The sequence below is a fragment of the Methanomassiliicoccales archaeon genome, from assembly GCA_038850735.1.
Taxonomy (GTDB): domain Archaea; phylum Thermoplasmatota; class Thermoplasmata; order Methanomassiliicoccales; family JACIVX01; genus JACIVX01.
The window spans coordinates 99,123-117,897 of record JAWCLO010000004.1 but is presented as its reverse complement, the minus strand read 5'-3'; the positions used below and the strand labels follow the sequence as shown (position 1 = coordinate 117,897).

General features: G+C 43.9%; 13 protein-coding genes. 7 read left to right on the top strand and 6 right to left on the bottom strand.

The genetic code is table 11. The features are described from left to right. The first annotated feature begins 47 nt into the window (after positions 1 to 47). Positions 48 to 1,313 carry a tungsten cofactor oxidoreductase radical SAM maturase gene (locus tag QW087_03985; protein MEM2943880.1) on the top strand — a complete coding sequence of 422 codons (1,266 nt, stop codon included), beginning with the start codon at positions 48 to 50 and terminating at the stop codon, positions 1,311 to 1,313. A gap of 4 nt (positions 1,314 to 1,317) precedes the next feature. Here QW087_03985 and QW087_03980 read toward each other — a convergent pair whose 3' ends face one another. Both QW087_03980 and QW087_03975 read right to left on the bottom strand, forming a co-directional pair. Beyond that, positions 1,318 to 4,401, bottom strand: coding sequence for a PAS domain S-box protein (locus QW087_03980; GenBank protein MEM2943879.1), 3,084 nt, complete (start codon positions 4,399 to 4,401; stop codon positions 1,318 to 1,320). 1,447 nt (positions 4,402 to 5,848) lie between these two features. Continuing rightward, positions 5,849 to 7,447, bottom strand: a complete 1,599-nt coding sequence (locus QW087_03975) for an FAD-binding protein (GenBank protein MEM2943878.1) — start codon at positions 7,445 to 7,447, stop codon at positions 5,849 to 5,851. A 197-nt stretch (positions 7,448 to 7,644) separates the two neighbouring features. Between QW087_03975 and QW087_03970 the strand changes: the two genes are divergently transcribed. Then, positions 7,645 to 8,322 (top strand): metal-dependent hydrolase, encoded by a 678-nt coding sequence (locus QW087_03970; protein ID MEM2943877.1) that lies wholly within the window; start codon positions 7,645 to 7,647, stop codon positions 8,320 to 8,322. 11 nt (positions 8,323 to 8,333) lie between these two features. On the opposite strand, the gene QW087_03965 is transcribed toward QW087_03970, so the two are convergent. Both QW087_03965 and QW087_03960 read right to left on the bottom strand, forming a co-directional pair. Next, complete coding sequence (locus tag QW087_03965) at positions 8,334 to 9,971, bottom strand: hydrogenase iron-sulfur subunit (protein MEM2943876.1); 1,638 nt, start codon at positions 9,969 to 9,971, stop codon at positions 8,334 to 8,336. Continuing rightward, positions 9,968 to 11,716 carry an FAD-dependent oxidoreductase gene (locus QW087_03960; protein MEM2943875.1) on the bottom strand — a complete coding sequence of 583 codons (1,749 nt, stop codon included), beginning with the start codon at positions 11,714 to 11,716 and terminating at the stop codon, positions 9,968 to 9,970. Before QW087_03960 ends, QW087_03965 begins: the two co-directional genes overlap by 4 nt. 171 nt (positions 11,717 to 11,887) lie before the next feature. Between QW087_03960 and QW087_03955 the strand changes: the two genes are divergently transcribed. Then, positions 11,888 to 12,508, top strand: coding sequence for a hypothetical protein (locus QW087_03955; protein MEM2943874.1), 621 nt, complete (start codon positions 11,888 to 11,890; stop codon positions 12,506 to 12,508). A 98-nt stretch (positions 12,509 to 12,606) separates the two neighbouring features. Further along, on the top strand, positions 12,607 to 13,731 hold the full coding sequence (locus QW087_03950) for a GTP-binding protein (protein ID MEM2943873.1): 1,125 nt from the start codon (positions 12,607 to 12,609) through the stop codon (positions 13,729 to 13,731). A 126-nt stretch (positions 13,732 to 13,857) separates the two neighbouring features. Here the strand turns inward: QW087_03950 and QW087_03945 are convergent, their stop codons facing one another. After that, a complete protein-coding gene (locus QW087_03945; GenBank protein ID MEM2943872.1) occupies positions 13,858 to 14,274 on the bottom strand; it encodes a DUF134 domain-containing protein in 417 nt (138 codons plus the stop codon). Positions 14,275 to 14,477: 203 nt separating this feature from the next. Between QW087_03945 and QW087_03940 the strand changes: the two genes are divergently transcribed. Continuing rightward, positions 14,478 to 14,765: a hypothetical protein gene (locus QW087_03940; GenBank protein MEM2943871.1), complete on the top strand. Its 288-nt coding sequence runs from the start codon at positions 14,478 to 14,480 to the stop codon at positions 14,763 to 14,765. A 93-nt stretch (positions 14,766 to 14,858) separates the two neighbouring features. Continuing rightward, positions 14,859 to 15,035 (top strand): hypothetical protein, encoded by a 177-nt coding sequence (locus QW087_03935; protein MEM2943870.1) that lies wholly within the window; start codon positions 14,859 to 14,861, stop codon positions 15,033 to 15,035. Between the two features lie 74 nt (positions 15,036 to 15,109). Here the strand turns inward: QW087_03935 and QW087_03930 are convergent, their stop codons facing one another. Further along, positions 15,110 to 15,457 carry a cupin domain-containing protein gene (locus QW087_03930; protein ID MEM2943869.1) on the bottom strand — a complete coding sequence of 116 codons (348 nt, stop codon included), beginning with the start codon at positions 15,455 to 15,457 and terminating at the stop codon, positions 15,110 to 15,112. 858 nt (positions 15,458 to 16,315) lie between these two features. Between QW087_03930 and QW087_03925 the strand changes: the two genes are divergently transcribed. Continuing rightward, a complete protein-coding gene (locus tag QW087_03925; GenBank protein MEM2943868.1) occupies positions 16,316 to 18,622 on the top strand; it encodes a CARDB domain-containing protein in 2,307 nt (768 codons plus the stop codon). The last annotated feature ends 153 nt before the right edge of the window (positions 18,623 to 18,775 follow it).

The window sequence follows — 18,775 nt, the reverse complement described above, 5'->3', positions numbered from 1 at the left end:
TGTTATTCGGGAATACGTTTTTAAATCCCCTCTTTTATCAAATAATGTTGAAATTCTTTGAACAATTGTTAAGGTTGGACTCCACGACAGAATCAGTGGAGCATTCTCATGATGAACCGACAAGCACACAAGCTTTAGATCGAGAGTCCGCCACAGCCGACGGTAACGATCCCATATGGAAATCCTTCAATCTTCTGAAGAAGGAAAATCAAAATCGATGGATTCTTGAGGCAACTGCTGATAGATATATTTTACATCGTGCAACTCATGATGTAAGAAAAATTTTTCTCGAGGTCACAACCCGATGCAATCTCAGATGTGCGAGTTGTATACGACATGCCTGGGACGAAGAATTAACTGATATGTCTTACGATACTTTTTGTAGCGTTCTGAAGAGCATCCAGAATTTGCCTGAAGTGAAAGAAGTCCATTTTGGAGGGTTCGGCGAACCTCTCATGCATCCTAGAATACTCGATATGGTAAGGGAAGTCAAATCACTCGGCCTGAGGGTCTCGATAAGCACTAATGGCACACTGTTTAACGAAGAGATTGCAAACAGTCTCGTGAACATCGGAGTTGATCGCATATTTGTGTCGATGGACAGCACTCAAGCTCAAATCTTTGGCGATCTCAGGATCGGCGCTGATTTTTATGAAGTTGTCGAAAATGTGAAACGGTTGAATCTTGCCAGAGAAAAAAAGGGATCAAGATTTCCTACAATAGGACTTGAATTTGTAGCGACGAAAGAGAACTTCGATGATATCAAGAATGTCCCGCAATTGGCCAAGGAACTCGGTGCTTCGATAGTGATTATAACCCATCTCCTGCCCTACACTAAAGAATCAGCACACAAGATTCTGTATAATGGGGATTATGGGAAGTTCCCAAGATCGGAAGGCTGGTCTGTGGTGGCCGGAGACTACGTCATGTGGGGCACGATGTCACTGCCCAGAAACAGTTGGGGTGCGCATAGGCAATGCCGATTCATCGAGGAGAAGGGAACGGTGATAGCGCATGATGGGTCAGTGAGTCCGTGCTATGCACTCATGCATTCCTACAACTATTTCATTTTCGGAGAAGAAAAGCACGTGAAACGCTACGTGTTTGGCAATGTCAACAACACGACACTGGCAGACATCTGGTCGAGCGAGCAATATGTGCTCTTCCGATCTCGAGTTCGTGACTTCAAGTTCCCGTCGTGCGTCGATTGTGGTGCGAACTGCGATCTGCGCAAAGAAAATCAAGATTGCTGGGCTAACGACCCCTCATGTGCCGATTGTCTATGGGCTCAGGATATCATCAGGTGCCCCTAAGAAGTCATTTTCCAGGAGTGCGGAAAGAATCCCTCGGAATCGTGATCTCAAACCTCGCCCCTTCGCCAGGTCTGCCGCATTCCTGTATAGTCATCCCTGTGATCGATAGTATTTCCTTGATAAGATACAATCCCCTGCCGTATCGTCCTTCAAATAGATCAGCCTTCCTGGATTCCTCAATGCCTTGGCCATCATCTTCGCAAATAACAGTAATGCTGTCGTCCCTTTCTTTCTGCATAATGATGATGTTTCTCAGCTTTATACCTCCGTGTCTGACCGCATTGTCGAGCAGGTTCACAAAAACTTTTTCTATGAGCGGATCCGCAAAAATTTCAATGTGTTCATCGATTTGTACATTAACATTTACCCTGGAACGATCAATCGTAGCGAGTGCCTTACTGATTATCTTGCTGAGATTGATCCACTGAGGTGGATTTGCGCCCATCTTCTCATAATCTCTGCTGAAATCAAGATGTCTTTCAATGTTTGAAGCCGCCCTCAGTGCCATCGACAAAAATCGCCTTTGCTTCTCATCCTGAATTGCGTCAGAAAGCAACTGTAAGCTCCCTGATATGACCGTGAGTTGATTCATGATGTCATGCCTTGTCACGCTACCAAGGAGATGCAGTTTCTTGTTGGCAAGCGCAAGTGCATCTTGCACTTTTTTCAACTCAGTGACGTCTTCCGCCGTGCAGGCAGCGAACTCGACATTACCATTCTTACCAAATTTTGGAATCTTGGTAACGAGCATAAGGCGCTTTTCTCCCTTTGCGTTCGTCACCCACTCGAAATCCCTGTACTTTCTTTTTTCTTCAAAAACAATTCTGTTACCCTTTACACCCACCTCAGCTTCAGGTTTTGGTAGAAATTCGTAAATCTTTCTATTAGCGATCCTTTCTCTACTCAATCCGAGAAATTCCATACGTGCGCGATTTACGATTTCTCCGTAGGTTTCAGGATCGTTAGCAGTCCAAATCATCGTATCGACGCTGTCGAGGAGCATCTCGTAAAGTTCCTTCTCCTTTTTGAGAATCTCCTTCAACTGCCTTTCCTCGGTGATATCTACTAAGGATGCCACCGAGCGCTTAGTACCTGGGATTACATCGATCGTGATCTTCACCATTCGAATGCTGCCGTCCTTGCGTTTCAGTTCGAGCTCGTAAGAGCGCGGAACATCGCTCCTCCCCTCCCTCCTTCTCCTGTGATACTCGGTGATTCTTTCAACTTCCTTCTCTGCAACTAGTTGATATGTTTTCATTTTTCCCTCAATTTCCTCGCGGGAATAACCTGTGAGTCTCGTGAATTCGCCATTTACAAGCGATACTGTCATATCCTCCTCAATGATGAGCATAGCTGTACCCGATGTTTCGAATAGCATGCGATATTTCCATTCAGATTCCTCAAGGAGTTCTCTCATTCTCACTTTTTCGGTGATGTCTCTAATAATTACGTATGTGGCCAGACCAGCCTCGTTTTCTGCCACGGCGGCATTGAGCTCGGCCCAAATGAGGTTTCCGTCTTTTTTCTTCAACTTTACTTCATATATCGACGGTACGTTTTCACCAGCAACCCTCTTCCTGTAGTATTCCAAAGTTCTCATCTTGTCTTCATCGGCGATAAACTCCGAAAAATGCTTCCCTATGACATCTTTTTCTTGATAACCTCCCATCGAAAGTAGCCGGTTATTTGCGTACTTTACAATGCCTTCCTGAAGTATCGCGAAACCATCGTTTGCTCTTTCAAAGAAATGGCGATATCTCCGCTCGCTTCGCATGAGAGTCTCTTCCACAGCCTTTTTGGCTTCTTCGAGCTTGAATCTATACAGTGCGAATCCAAGATCACCTGCAAGATCGGAAATGAATTCGATTTCTTCGTCGAGATACGCATGGTTTCGCATGTGGATTGATATGGATCCAAATACTTCTCCATCATGCTCTATTTTTTTGGAAAGACATACAAAGTCATTCCGAGGCGAATATGGGCAACCTATGCACCGTGGATCGCCGTCATTTACAATGACAAGATCGCATGCCGCTAGCGCTTCGCGTACGCAAGCTGGCTCCTGCTCGTATATTGCCTCGGTAGGCAATTCCGCATGTTTGTCGCCTGCCAAACAGGAGGAATAAAGACTTCTTCCTTTGGTCCCTTTGAGAATACTGATAATAACACTTTCAAAGAGGCACGTTTTCACAAGGTCATTACACACGGTGCTCAGAAGCGCGTTCTCTTCCTTTTCCCTTGCAATCAGCTGGTTGATCCTTCTCATTGCAAAAAACATTGTATTGAGCTTTTCAAGTCTAGAGACTAATCCAGCCTCCTCGGTAACATCCCTAATGACGCCTATGACCTTAACAGGTTCACCTATTTCGTTCATTATTGTTGCTGTCCGATGCTGAACGATTCTTTCTTCGCCTTTCAAAACAACTCTGTATCTGATTTCACACTCTTCGCTGCTCAGTGCAGATTCAGAGAGCCGCCTGATGACAAGTCCCCTGTCTTCTGGATGGACGTGCTTTACAAGTGTTTCATACTTTCCGTCAAATAGTCCCTCGTCTATCCCAAGGAGCCTCAATAGGTTGTCTGATACACTCAACTCGTCCTTTGAGACATCATAAACAAAATTGCCAATCCTACCCAATCGCTGCGCCTCGGCGAGCATTCTCTCGCTCACTTCAAGCGCTTCCATTGCTCTGCTCTTCTCCACGAGCGTCTTGATCATCCTGGAGAGCTCGGCAAATTGTGATCGAGGATCTCCGCCTTTCTGGAGGTATCCGTTGGCGCCGCAGTTTATAGCCTCAATAACAACTTCCTCTCTTCCTCTGCCGGTGAATATGATAAATGGTATTTTAGCACTGAAGGAACGAATCTTTCTGAGGAGTTCTAGCCCGTTCATCTCAGGCATGATATAATCCGAAATTACGACATCAAAATCATCCTTCTCAATCATCTGGAGGGCCTGGACTGGAGAAGTTTCGCAAATAACCTCAATTTTCCCCTCGCTTTCGAGTAATACCTTCATGATCTCTAGCAGTTCTTCCTCGTCATCCACGCAAAGCGCCTTGATCTTTTCACGCACCTTTCTTTTCATCGCTATTTTCTCACCTACCAATTCCACATCCCTCTTTCATCAGAATTCATCAACGAATCTGATGGTGAAGAATTGTGATCCAGGTCCAGCTTTTGAGATATCTGCGATTAGAAGTAGCTAATGTTGTCCGTATTTAAATAATATCTTTACGGCCCACTCAAATGAAAAATCCTAAGTTGGGACCGGCGAACGTATGCCCGTTGGATGGCGGATTTCCATGCTATATAGTGCTGCGTACTAACGGAAGAGGCATGCGAGTCGTTATTATCTCAATAAAAATAGGAAAGTTATCTTGGTTGAATCAAATGTAATTCAGTCTCCTTCCTAGTAATAGCTAGCATAAGTGGCCGACTTCGTATTCAATTTTGGCAAACGAATTCACTGATCGAGTGTTCTTCAACTCATATCGTAGATATACTGAGAAAACAATTTGCATACAATGATCCAGCCTTGATGGAAGCTTCACTTGCCGACTTCACATCTGAGGCTCTTGATAATTGGTGCAGTGGAGGTTTCATCAGATGGACATAGGAATTCAGATCTTTCATGACTAGATATTTATTTATCTATATGAATAGAAATATTTCAAAGGACAAATCATTGAGAATATCGGGCAGGTAATAGAATTTGATTTGATTGCATCAACATTGATTCGATATTCTCTCTTCCGTTTTAAACAATTAATCCTCTTTGGAGTGATCTTGAGACAACCGTCTCTATGGGTGTTCATTGCGATTCCGCCTGCTATCTGATGCTACTTCCCTACACCTCTCTGGCCTCGAGATTTCGCGTGACATATCGCTCTTTCGATAAATCCTTTCTTGTCGTGACTCGTCGCCATCCGTAGAGGTACCAAGAATGAGGCAAAGCAATGAATCAAACCTCCGATCTTCTACGCTTTCACAATTGTAAGATTGACACTATCTCGAGTTTTTCAAGTGATTCCTCGAAAAATACGGCGGACCGTATGAACGCAAAGCTTCATCGGCACGGAACCTCGACTGTTGGGAATGATTGATAACAAGTAATGGTGAACTTCATTTCCGTATTACTCTTGGCGAAATGCCAAAAAGAGGAATTTTCGATTTTTTCTCTCGCGAACAAGAAATGAGTCTCACACAATTCGCAAGAAAGCACTACCAGCTGAGGATAAGTATTAAGGTGGTCAAAAATACCAGCGATAGTGGCATGGGGTTTCGACAGATATTTTGATGATGCGCTTGCTTGATTTTGTTAGGAAAGAGAAGCATGTATGTATTGTCTCAGAGAAGATCCTTGCCCACAGCAGCTGTGCGACAGGGTAAATCGCCTCATTGGCATCGGCGAAAATCAACGAAGTTTCTGCCTCAGTAGATCCACCAAGGAACGCAACATATCACCAAGCATCCCGGATGATACCCTTTGTTGAGGTGATATTGTTTATGCCTCACGATCTATGGCTCTGTCTTTACTTCGGCTTTCCAATTCCAGGCACGAAGGAATATGCTGGGTTTTGATCGACCATTGTTACCTTGATGTGCCCAAGCCACCGATCATCTTCTACTGGGAAATCTTTTCTAAAATGCGATCCTCTGCTTTCCTGCCGGAGAAGTGCAGCATGTGCGATCATTTCCATCAAGAGGGCCATCGATTTTGTTTCAACGAATTGAATTTTGTTCTTTTTCCCTCCCTTTGCTTCATTTAATTCCCGGACGATTTCGCTGGCTTTTGCTGCACATTCATTAAGCGAATCTCTTGACCTGAGTATCCCAAGAGATTTTGAACACATTCTTCTGATGACCTCTCTCATTTCATACAATCGGTCAGTTGCTATCTCATGTCCCTTCTCGTATCGCTCCTCAGTTGAAGCGTATGCGTCCTCGACTCGACTTTTTTCAATCCCATCTGTCCCGTATCGCACTGCTGACGAGCCAGCAATTCTTCCGAAAATGAGTGCGTCGGCGAGGGCGTTCCCTCCCTTTCTGTTCGCTCCGTGTACGCCTCCGACAAATTCTCCAGCAGCGTAAAGACCCGCTACCCCTGTCCAACAATGCTCATCGATGATTACACCACCCATTGAGTGATGTGCAGTGCAGGTAATTCTAATCATTTGCTCGCCGCGATCTGGAAATCGATACTTGCAAAGCTGAAACATTGAATTCATCGTTGTCATGTCCGTATCATCCCATTTCTTGACTGCTGAGAGATCAAGATAGCATTTGCGCATCTTTTCCTCTTCAAACGCGATCGCTTGGCACACCTTGTCTCTGTAGACTATGACTGCTTTTGTTAGGTCGGTTTCCTCAGGCACCCTTTTCTTGAGAATGTCTTCCCCCTTGTCGTTGACGATCTTCGCATCTGAAGGATACGGCGGGAAAAGGATGAAAGGTGGAAGACCTTTGTGAATCATCGATATGGGGAAAAATTGGACAAATTCAAGATCTCTCAAAGAAGCGCCAGATTCCATGGCCATGACCATGCACTCGCCCGTTGTGGCAAAAGGGTTGTCGTTGTTCTCAAACATTGCGCAAAACCCACCAGCCGCAAGTACCGTCGATCTCGAGGCGATGGGAAATGAAGCATTATTACGATCAATGGCCTTAACGCCAATGCACTTCTCTCCATCTTTGATGAGCGATTCCACAGCGCAATGTTCGAAAAAAGTGACGCCTAATCCATCCAGGGTATCAATAAGTTTTGAAGTGAGTTCGATCATTGGAAATGTAAGCCTTTCGCGGACTAAATGCATGCCTGATGGTTTAGGCTCAAATTTGATGCCTAGGCCGTCGAGATACTGCGGAATTTCCCTGCTTTGTGATACGAGAATTCTCACGAGTTTTTCATCATTAATCCACCGGCCAATTTCCATGGTAGCTTTGAAGAGTTCTTCTTCTTTCACTTGTGCTGTCACGTGGGAAAAGATGCCGGCGGACATTGAAGTGGCAGACGCCTTTCCTGCGCAGCCTTTTGTAACAACGCAAACGCTTGCATTGCGTTTCGCCGCCTCGTGGGCGGCGCAAAGTCCTGCCAGACCGCCTCCGACCACGCATACGTCGAATTCTTCCATCACAATTCCTCCTCTTTATGATAGTGCTTCATCTTTGTTATTATATTATCGTCTTGGCGAAATTCAGTGAAATAAGGTAGGTGCATTGGCTAGATACCTGCGATATCTCAATCCGATTCTTTTTTTGATCTGGACGCGCATCAATGCAAAGAATTAAAATATGATTTCAGTGATAATTTAGCAAGGGGATTTTCGTGGTGAGCATCAATTATCTTGGCCATTCGGCCTTTATCATTGAGGGTTTCAGAGGTAACATTCTCATCGATCCCTTTATTAAAGGAAATCCGATGGCTGTGGCTCCGAAGGATTTGAAGGTCGACTTGATTTTAGTTACGCATGCACATGGCGACCATTTGGGAGATGCGATTGAGATCTCAAAAAGAACTGGCGCACCAATTCATTCAACATACGAAATTGCAAATTATGCACTGCAAAAAGGGGCAAGGGCGATTGACGGACACATTGGCTGTGTCCTCAAACTGCCTTTCACAACAGTGAAAACGTTCCAGGCCATTCATGGTTCTTCGATCGAAGGTGCAGTTTCTCTCGGCATAGCTTGTTCCTTTGCTATAGCTGCAGATGACAGAGTCGTTTATCACGCTGGGGATACCGCTTTATTTGGTGATATGAAGCTCATCGGTGAAGAATTCAGAATCGATGTAGCGCTCCTCCCTATCGGAGGACACTATACAATGGGCATAGATGATGCGGTAAGAGCCGCTTCACTGCTCAATGCCGATACGGTCATTCCTATGCATTACAACACGTTCGACGCAATAAGAACAGACCCTGAAGAATTTAAGAAGAAGCTTGTAGAAAAGACGAAGGCGAAGTGCGTCATACTTCGTCCTGGTGAGAGGTATAGCATTCCTTGAATTGTATCGTCCTAGTCTCCTTCATTCTCATGTTTGCTTGACTGAGCACTTTCCCATAATCCCAAACGCTTTGCCACGTAGGTAACATAGTCTTCCATTGGTATATCAATAAGCGCCCTGTCTATGTCCACTTCTTTTGATACAGCACAATCAAGATGAATCCTGCATTTCGGGCACATTGTAAGGAGTCGATGTGCACCGGTTCGCTTCGCCTCGGCGATTCTATCAAGTTGCATCTGCTTAGCCGCCTTACCACACGTAATCCATGCAGAAACACCACAGCACTGCGCCTTGTCTTTCGTATTTGCCATTTCTTTTACAGCGACACCCACTTCCTTCAAAATGTCTCGCGGTTCTTCATATACGCCCAAGTGCCTTCCAAGACGGCAGGGATCGTGATAAGTGACCGTATCTTCCTCTGTTCCCGCAGCTTTCAATTCTATTTTCCCCTGATCGAGAAGATCGGCAAGATATTCTGTAATGTGCATCATTTCAAAATCGAGATCGCCAAGGATGTCCTGGTAGTCTATGTTGAATGTCCTGTAACACTCGGGACATGCAAACACGACCTTCTTTGCCCCGCTTTTCTTAATCATTTCAACGTTCCTTTCCATGAGTTTCTCGAAATGCTCATTATCTCCTGCCCAATTAAGGTCATGCCCACAGCATACCTCTTCATTGCTCACGACCGGTGTAACGCCCGCATAATTGAGGATTTTGATCGCTGAGATTGCCGTGCTCGTCAGATTCAGATTTCTATCATAGAAAACGGCGTCGAGATGCGGTGCGCATCCAACAAAGTAGAGCACTTCGCCCTTATCCGCGATCTTGACATCTCCAGGAACCCAATCAAGCCGATTCTGTTCCTTTGTATGGGCCATAACACGCATCATGCTCTGCAGAAGACCTCCTTGTGAACATTCTGGTTCGTTACCCAGCAGAATCGCTTCTGATCGCATTCCCTGGATAAATCCTGAATAGTCTACTTTGTAGGGACACATGGAGTTGCACATCTCGCATGTGATGCACGACCAGATGTCTCGATCTTTGCTCAGGCTGTCCGAGACGCCTTCAAGCGCTCTCAGAACAATGACACGCGGTGCAAAATCGGGATCGAAACGAGCAACGGGGCACACTGATGTGCACTTTCCGCACTCAACGCAGTCATGAGCACCTGTGTCTGCAATGAGATCATCGACAGCTTTCTTGTCAAATGTCATAATCTCCTTCTTTTCGGTTTTTGGTATCGGACTGGGACCTATTTTCTTCAAATCAGCGTACATATTATTGACGAGGTTGAGGAACTTTGCTTTCTCGGAAGCCGAGAGCCATTCATATCTAAGTCTATCTTCACCTAGACCCGTGTATTTCAGTAATTTCTTCACAGCCTCTATGCGCTTGAGTGCATGCTTGTTACCATCTGTGTAATGGCAATTGTCAATTCTGCATCCAACAACGGCGACACCATCAGCCCCACATTCGAAAGCCTTCATCATAAAAGAAGGCTCGATGCGACCTGTGCACATCACCCTAATGATCTTCACGCTGGCAGGATAGCTGATTCTGTTAACGCCTGTAAGTGTAGCAGCTGGGTAGCCACACCAATTGCATGCAAAGACGAGAATCGTTGGCTCAAAGTTTTCAGTCATTCTCTTACCTCCTGGACAAGCGCACAGATAATGGATTCAATAGAATCGTGTTCGTAATAATTGACGCTCATTGCCTTGTTACAGCACGCTGCGGCGCACGCTCCACACCCCTCGCAAAGGAATTCGTCAACGACGGCAACTTTCTTACCTTCTTTTGGAACGAGAGAGATAGCTTTGAATACACAAACCTCAGCGCAGCGACCACAACCGCGACACCGTTCCTCGTTGACCTGGGCTGTGATTCTTTCAACGTTGATCTTGCCTGAGTTTAGTAGCTCCACGATTTCTTGCGCAATTGTTTTTGCATCGTCAATCGAGTATCTTATCCCCTTTGGACCCTGCGCGCAGCCTGCAATATATATGCCACGCCGGATTTGTGGGGGCATCATTGGATTGACGTCCTTCATAAATTTGTCAACATCCGTCTGAATGTGGAGCATCTTGCTCAGCTTCTCGGTACCCTCGCTCGGTTCCTGACCCACAGCTAGTACAACCAAGTCGCTTTCAATATTAAGTAGCGCTCCGGTGTCGGTATCCTCAGCGCGGACGATGAGCTTATCGTTTTCTGGGACAATTTCGGCAACTTTTCCTCTGACGAATCTTATGCCCATCTCTCTAGCCTCAGCACAGAATTCTTCGAACCCTCGATATGGACCTCTAAGATCGATATAATGGATGTATACATCGGTCCCTGGGTGAAGTTTTTTCACTTCCTTTGCGATGCCGATGGTGTATGTACAGCAGACGAGTGAACAGTGGGGGTTGCCCTTTGCTGCGTCTCTCGAGCCAACACAAAGCACAAAGTTTACGACTTTTGGTATCGTACCATCAGATGGCCTCTTAAGCCCTGTAATATCGGCTTGTTTCATGATGTCAATAAATTCCATTGATGTGAGAATGTCCTTACTTTTTCCATAGGAATACGATGGAATCCGCACCGGATCAAAAGTCTTTGACCCAGTTGCCACGACGATTACGCCCACATCAAGTTCTCGCTCTCTGCCGTTTTGGAGCAACTTTACATGTCTATTCCCAAATCCTCCTGTGATTTCTACTATTTGCGTGTTGAGCATGATTTCAATGAAAGGATTCCGCTCAACATCCTCGATCTTTGGAGTGAAAATACATTCTTTACAGTACTGCATGCAACAGATACCGCAGTTATGTGTGGGGAATGTTGTTGCGAGTTTGAAAGCCCTTCCACCCAGTTCCTTTTCCCTTTCAACGAGGTAGACTTGGTGTCCAGCCTTTGCAATTTCGAGCGCAGCGGCCATTCCAGCCACTCCACCGCCAATGACGAGCACCGCATCTTTTATGGGAATTATGATATCTTCTAGAGGCCTCAACCGTCTTACGCGTTCAAGACCACCAAGCATCAATGACTTCGCCTTTTTCGTCGCTTCATGTTTATTAGGATGAACCCAAGCACACTGCTCTCTGAGATTCACCATTTCAAAAAGATATCTATTCATTCCTGCGGTAGCCAGGGCATTTCTTATGGTCTCTCCTTGAATATTCGGTATTGCGCCACCGATGAGAATCCGATCGAATTTCTTTTCTAAATATCTGCTTATGAGATAATCGATGCCTTCCTTTGATGCCAATTCATCAAATATGCCGACGTCAATAACATCGTCAAATTGTTTTAGGAATGCCGCAACCTCTTCAAGATCGATCCGATCGCTAATCTCGCCCTTTTCCCTACATAAATATGCACCGATTTTTGCTTGATTCTTCCTTTCCATATTGATCAGCCCAGATCTCCTTTCTATTGTAATGAGGGTGATTGCGTAACGATGGCAGAAGACATTACACTTGTAATATTATTTTATAATTTTTGTGAAACCAACCGCTCCTTTGAAAATTCGAAAATATTTGAGATAAAACTTTAATAATAAACATACATTTGATAATCAATGGAGAGGGCTTGTGTTATTGAAGTTATGTATATAGACCCCGATGCATATGTGAACGTCGTCAATCACAATCTCAGAAAAGAGATCGTCAAAGCTTTGTACAGGAAAACTTTACATTCGCCAATCTCAAAAAAAGAACTCGCTGATGCAATAGGAATCGACTATCACCAACTTGTATATCAACTTAACAATCAACTCAATGAATTCTGGAAGGTTGCTCACGAAAGGAAAGTTAGAGGCACGCGAATAGAGTTTATTGAGCCATTATCCAAGAATGCAATCTTCATAACATTGGGAAAGGAAAACACGATTCATCTGATAGATCCTCTTGCTGGTCTTTTTGGATCATTGAAGAAAGTTGGCGTTCGATGTGATTCCTGCAGCGAAGAGGAAGTTGGCAATTGTCTCGAGCATTTAAAAAAAGCATCTCTTACTTTCCAAATTACTCAACCCGAAAAAAGCGTTCTGGCAACGAATCAACGACTCCCCCCGCTTAAACCCTTAGATTATGCAATAATCCGTTCGTTGCGAGGTATTTCAAAAGGAGAAAAAAGTGTCATAACAATTCCCTGCGAAAGGTGCTCATTTATCAAAAGAATAGTAAAGATCAATGGGGTTTGAAATCTGATCGCTATTTCAGAAAATGAGCATTCAGAGCAGAAGCTCCAATATCTTACTTTATGGTAATTTATTTAGCGCATCGATCGATTGCACCGAATGTGAATAAAGGCTTTGAGAAGCAAGGAAATGCACCTGTCAGAATCGCAATTATCAGTGGATTCTTGGGTGCGGGCAAGTCTAGCATGGCGTTTGCCGTCGCGTCATATTTGAGAAAAGAGAAAAATGCCATCGTAGGGATCATTACAAACGACCAGGGAAATGCACTTGTCGACACAGAATTTATGCGTAGCGGCGGCTTTGACGTCGAGGAAGTACGAGGCGGTTGTTTTTGTGTGAGGTTTGATGAATTTGTCAATAATGCTTATCGTTTCGTATCGTCAAGGAAACCAGATCTCATAATTGCAGAGTCGATAGGCACAGCAACTAACCTTTTGTCCGCTGTAATCTCCCCGATGAGGGAATTTTATGCCAACGACTTTTCTCTTTCTCCATTGATCACCGTAGTCGATGCATATTCTTTATCGAAATGTTTAAAGGAGGGCGTAGAACCCTTTCACGTTGCAAATACGATACCCGTCCATCAGATCAGAGAAGCTGAAGTCATCGTTTTGTCGAAATGCGATCTTGTTGATGAAGCAGATCTGGGTAGAATCATCGAATACGTCAAAAATTTTAACCAGGAGGCTGTGGTAATTCCCTATTCTTTCATTTCAAAGAGAAGCGTTGATGTAATCGCAGACTTGATGATTTCAAATGTCCTCAGCACAAAAAAGCCATTCCCGGTTGATCAGAGGATCTTCGCAAGAGAAAAGGCCATCCTAGGATGGTGTAATTACTATGCAACTATCCGATCGGATATGTCGACAGATGCTCGAGCGTTTCTCGTCGAAGTAATGAAAGAAATCTCGAAGGATTTTGACGATACTTCAGTCGCTCATCTAAAGGCGATGCTCATATCGAGTGAAAGCGCACTGAAACTCAGTGTGGTCGGCGATACGCTTCGAATCGATGATATTCGAGGAGGTCGTACTTTTGTTGGTGAGGGAAGAATTGTGATTAATGCGAGAATATGTTCCTCGCCTGAAAAAATGAAGCAAACAATTAGCAACGCAATGAGAAAAGTCGCAGAATCAGCGAAAATTAAATTAGTAAATGAAGGAGAACTAGCTTTCACACCAAAGCCTGAACTCATGTTTCCTCACATCAAGAAAGGATCAAATTAGCTCGATCTCTAGCGCTTAACAAAAAGTGTGAAGCACATTTAAAAATGGTAGAATTATCATTCTTTAAAAATCAGACTATATACTAGCTCAGAAATCGCTCGGCAGATGAAGCCCTTGATTGCTCCATCAGGAATAATCCTTCTTTTGCTCTCTTGTCTTTGTATCAGACCCAGAGAAATCAGCCGGTCTTAGAAGAAAGTTTCCACCTTCGATATGAATTGTGGCCCCCTCAATCAGTGCCTTTGCGAGTTTATACCGTGCGGAGTGTAGGTCCAGCCATAGTGATTTTCTTGAGATTCCCATCATCATCGCGGCGGTCTCCTGATCAAAGCCCCGATAGTCAACGAGGCGGATCGCTTCAAGTTCTTCGAAGCTCATTCTAACGACGCTTATGTGGGGCCTGTCAATTGGCCCAAATGTCCTGAAGATTGGGATTTCTGAGATCCATCGAGGTCCTCGTCTTCTCCCTCGTCGAGGCGGAAACATTTGATCTGTCTGGTTATTCCTTATAATGTATATTACGCTTCCTTTTGAACTTATCATGGTCGTGCATTCATAAGATTTTTTTCGTGGCACTTGGCAATATATTCCTTTCCTATTCTTTTGAGTGCATCGTTATTTATGCGCATAAGTGCAAATTAATTATATATTATATCTCCATATTCCTTAATTGTAGAATTTGATATCGGATTCCGTTTTAAGTGGATCCCTATCCAGAAGTGAAAAACGTTCAGGAGGTGATAAAAATGCCTAGAGGATTTGGAAGAGGTTACCTGTGGATGTATTGGGTGACTGGTCTGCCTGAATGGATGAGAGCAAGGCATTGCCCTCCGTATCCTGCGGATTTACTTTATCCGATCGCGCCCCCAATGTGGCCAGTGAGACCATACAGCTCTCAAGAGCTATCAAGAGAAGAGGAAGCCCGAATGCTAGAAGAAGAACTCCAATACTTAGAAGCTGAAAGGGACGAAATTGAACGAGACATCGCTGCTTTGAAGAAAGAAATCGAAAATATGAAAAAAGGAGCTGATTAGGAAGGCCTGGTGGCGACGGAACAGGCCCGCTTGGTCTTGGTGCAATGACTGGACGAAGGGCAGGATATTGCGCTGGATTTCAAGTTGCAGGCTATGCAAACCCATTCACATTGCCGTTTTGTTACTGCAGAGGACTCTGGCCGTATAGATTCTGGGGAATCGGCCGCGGAACCCCACCTGGCTTCATCTGGAGAGGGCTGGATCGGTTGCGGAGGCGAGGCTGGTGGTATTGAGTACCTGAGATTAGGCAGGAGATCAGCACAGGCTTGATCCGGAAAGGCTTATATCCATAGGCCTTCCAAAATGTTCATGGATTTTCATTTTTTCATCGAATCTAAATATTATTAGTCGGTGTATGGAATCATGCATATAAACTCGAGTGGCTCGAATCCTACATTTCGAAATTGATGCATAGCATTTGGAGGAATGAGAATAACTCCCCCTGGACCTATAGTTGCGGTTTCGCCATCGCAATACACCTGGCATTTACCTTTTAGCACGAAAACTTCGTGTTCGTATGGATGTTTATGCATCGGGGAACTGCCAGATGGCTCAACTTCGAATTGTCTCATAGCGAAATTGGAAACACCATCAGACTTTGTAATAAGCCATCGAACCTTCGCGCCCCTCGCACCCTCGTCTTTAACTTGTTCCTGTTTTACCTCCGAATAAAGAATGCATTTCAGTGGCATTGAAGAAACTAGTATATTCTCAAGATATTTCAAATTGCCCTTGCAGTCTACGGATCAATCTTTCTTACCAGAAAGTCTTGCTATCATGGCAAGTTCATGCGAGAAACGGATCCTCGACTAACGGATGCAATCATACTCTTTTTATTAACAACCTTATTTAGAGGAGTCATTACCCAATTCTAGCTACATGGAACACGATTCCGTGATGAATCGCCCAATCAAGAGAAGTCAATAGCGTACTATCATTAAGATTCTTGACATCCTCGACCACAAGTTCCCAGGGTTATCTCGAGAAGATTCCATATGTGTATTCTATTTTAGTCATGCCAACGATCATCGCTTTGGTCGCCTCAACTGTCGGCCGAGCTATGTAAAATTCTACCAAGTAACTTCAACTTTTTATTCTAAACAAATGCACTCGAAGAATTCGACTTTCGTGTCATGTTTTTTCAAGATATCGATGACCCAGCCCCCACATATCTGCACGGAAAAAGTGTTTCGATAATGTTATAGTGTTTCTTTATTTACTATGTACATTTTCATCGAAAATATGGAACAAGGACATTTGGTAGAACAAATCAAAAAACCAATTCTTTCATACGATGAAGCTTTTGCCTCTTCCATTTCGAGTAAATATCAAGAAGATTGGGAAATACCTAAGAGGGATTGATAGTTTCTTGAAAATGAAGAATTAGCAATATCATAAGTGCAGGAAATTTCGTATCCAGTAAGAATTTTCAATAATTCTCTATCCTGCGTCTAAAAGATTTTTATCATAAGTCAGGCATCAAGAATTTATTTTTATCCAACACAAAATCATTTTAACTTAACGGGCGCATTCACTCGATGGAGAAAATGATGAAGCGGAAGGTAGCCACATGTGGTATGATATTTGTGCTCCTTTTCTCATCCATTTCATTTGCAATTGTTCTCAATAAGAGCTTGGCATTCTCTTTTTCGACAAATATCCCCGTTGACAGTGGCGAATCTCATGGAACTCAAGGTTTTCCAAGAATCGCTGTTGACTCTGGCGGTAACATATCAGTTGTTTGGGCTGAGGGCGCCATTCAACCAACAGCGATTTTCTATGCAAAATCGGAAGATTCAGGCTCGAGCTTCCTCGAAAAGATCAGGGTAGATGATGTCAACGATTATATGGGCATAAGATCATCCCCATCAATCGCCATCAATGACAATGGATCGATTTTCGTTGTGTGGGAAGATTCCAGGGAAGATGGGATTTCATCCATTTTCTTCTCAAGATCCGATGATGGTGGCAAAAGTTTTTCTGCAAACGTGCGGATAAGCTCCGTTGACGTTGCGGCGTATGAACCAGACATTGCCATTTCAAATGGCACGATAGTCGTTGTATGGTCGCAAAATGTGACAATCGATTCTCACAATGTTACAAGAATCTATTGTACAAGATCTTTTGATTGGGGTTCATCATTTGAAGTGCCACACCAGATTGATAGTTACAACATTGCAACTTGCATTCAAAATTCGCCGAGAATCGCAGCATTGGGAGATCATCTCATCGTTGTATGGGAAGACAGCAGGTCAGATCCGTATTTTGATATCTACGGCGCCGTTTCCAATAATTCAGGAGAAAATTTTTCGAAAGCATTGCGCATTAGCGACGGACCGTCCAATAAGCGCCAAACATCGCCGGATGTTTGCTTCGCGAATGACGGAAATATTGCAGTCGTTTGGGAAGATTATAGAAGTGGAACTCCGGAAATCAGAATAGCAACATCATCGAATGGCGTAGCTGCTTTTTCTTTTTCCAGTGTCGTGAGTGACGGAGGTTACTGCGTGGATCCATCGGTAGACGCCGGTAAAAATGGAATTGTGGCCGTAGTCTACAAATTGCAAACTCTTGAAGAATACGAAATTAGACTTGCAATTTCTCGAAATGATGGAACTACCTTTTCGCCGAGCATTAGGGTCGATGATGCAACATCACCAAGCAAGAGACAGAATCCAGATATCGCCGTGGGAACAGACGGCTGGCCGCTGGTAGTGTTTGAAGATAGAAGGACTTCTCCTCAATGCATTATGTTTGCGCGAATGTTAAATATGCCACCATCTTGTACGATTCTTCAACCTCTGACTGGTTCGGTACTTCAAGGAACCATTCATATTTCTGGACTTGCAAGCGATTCCGATGGTAATGATACCCTCGTATCCGTGCAAGTTCGCCTCACGCGCCTTGAATCGGGAGAGGCGACACAATGGATCAATGCTACCGGATTGACCGAATGGAGTGTCCAAATCAACACGACAGAGTTCTTTAACGGTGATTACCTTATTGAGGCTAGGGCTTACGATGGTGATGCATATTCTGAATATGCATTCGCGAGTGTGACGATCGATAATCCAATCGAGCTCTTTCCAGATCTAGTAATCACATCTTCAAACATTACTTTTTCACCAGCACAACTCGAAGAAGGAGATTTGGTAAGAATTCTCGTCAATGTTACTAATATCGGCAATGCAAATGCTTCAGACGTGGAAATTAAGGCGATGCGTGGCGCATTTCAGATCGGAACGCTTAAAAAAGCGAATTTCATCCCGATAAATTCAACTATCCAGATTGATTTTCAGTGGCAAGCGCTGCAAGGGTTGCACACGATTATCATTTCTGTAGATCCAGATGACAAGATTAAAGAGTTAAACGAATCAAATAACATTGCATCCACTCAAATCTTAGTTCCTCCATCTACTTATTTCATGCCTGATTTGGTCATAGAGGATGCGAACATCTCATTCTCATCAAGCGATATTAAGGATGGCGATGAAATTGTGATCACTGCCTCGATAAGAAATTTAGGCACAGAGGATGCAATGAATGTGATGGTTACGTTTGCCATCGATGGCACGCCCTTGCCAACTCAGAAAATTATTCCGTATTTGCCAATCAACGGCACTGCCACAGCAAAGGTCACGTGGATTGCAATTAAAGGGAGTCACACCGTGACGGTGATCATCGACCCCTCTAATCAAATTCCCGAGCTGAATGAATCAAACAACATGGCATTGGCTACCATTAATGTGAGTTCTGTCGAGGATTTTCCATTATGGATACTTGTCATTCCTCTTGTTCTCGTTTTCGTTGGGATCGCAATGGTCATATATGTTATGAAATGGAGGCGACCTGAATAAGAATAAAGGTTTGGAATTTTTTTGGGAAATCACAGCATCTAGGGCTGGCAGTAGATGAAGATACAAAAATTAACATTATTATTATCAATTAATTATATATTATTTAACGCTGTATTGAGAAAATTGTTTAACCTATGAAGTGCGTAATAGATA

What these genes read in the sequence shown, in the direction of transcription:
- QW087_03980 (MEM2943879.1), bottom strand. Translation starts at nt 4,401, where the DNA reads ATGAAAAGAAAGGTGCGTGAAAAGATCAAGGCGCTTTGCGTGGATGAC.
- QW087_03975 (MEM2943878.1), bottom strand. Translation starts at nt 7,447, where the DNA reads ATGGAAGAATTCGACGTATGCGTGGTCGGAGGCGGTCTGGCAGGACTT.
- QW087_03965 (MEM2943876.1), bottom strand. Translation starts at nt 9,971, where the DNA reads ATGACTGAAAACTTTGAGCCAACGATTCTCGTCTTTGCATGCAATTGG.
- QW087_03960 (MEM2943875.1), bottom strand. Translation starts at nt 11,716, where the DNA reads ATGGAAAGGAAGAATCAAGCAAAAATCGGTGCATATTTATGTAGGGAA.
- QW087_03955 (MEM2943874.1), top strand. Translation starts at nt 11,888, where the DNA reads ATGGAGAGGGCTTGTGTTATTGAAGTTATGTATATAGACCCCGATGCA.
- QW087_03945 (MEM2943872.1), bottom strand. Translation starts at nt 14,274, where the DNA reads ATGATAAGTTCAAAAGGAAGCGTAATATACATTATAAGGAATAACCAG.
- QW087_03940 (MEM2943871.1), top strand. Translation starts at nt 14,478, where the DNA reads ATGCCTAGAGGATTTGGAAGAGGTTACCTGTGGATGTATTGGGTGACT.
- QW087_03935 (MEM2943870.1), top strand. Translation starts at nt 14,859, where the DNA reads ATGCAAACCCATTCACATTGCCGTTTTGTTACTGCAGAGGACTCTGGC.
- QW087_03930 (MEM2943869.1), bottom strand. Translation starts at nt 15,457, where the DNA reads ATGCCACTGAAATGCATTCTTTATTCGGAGGTAAAACAGGAACAAGTT.
- QW087_03925 (MEM2943868.1), top strand. Translation starts at nt 16,316, where the DNA reads ATGAAGCGGAAGGTAGCCACATGTGGTATGATATTTGTGCTCCTTTTC.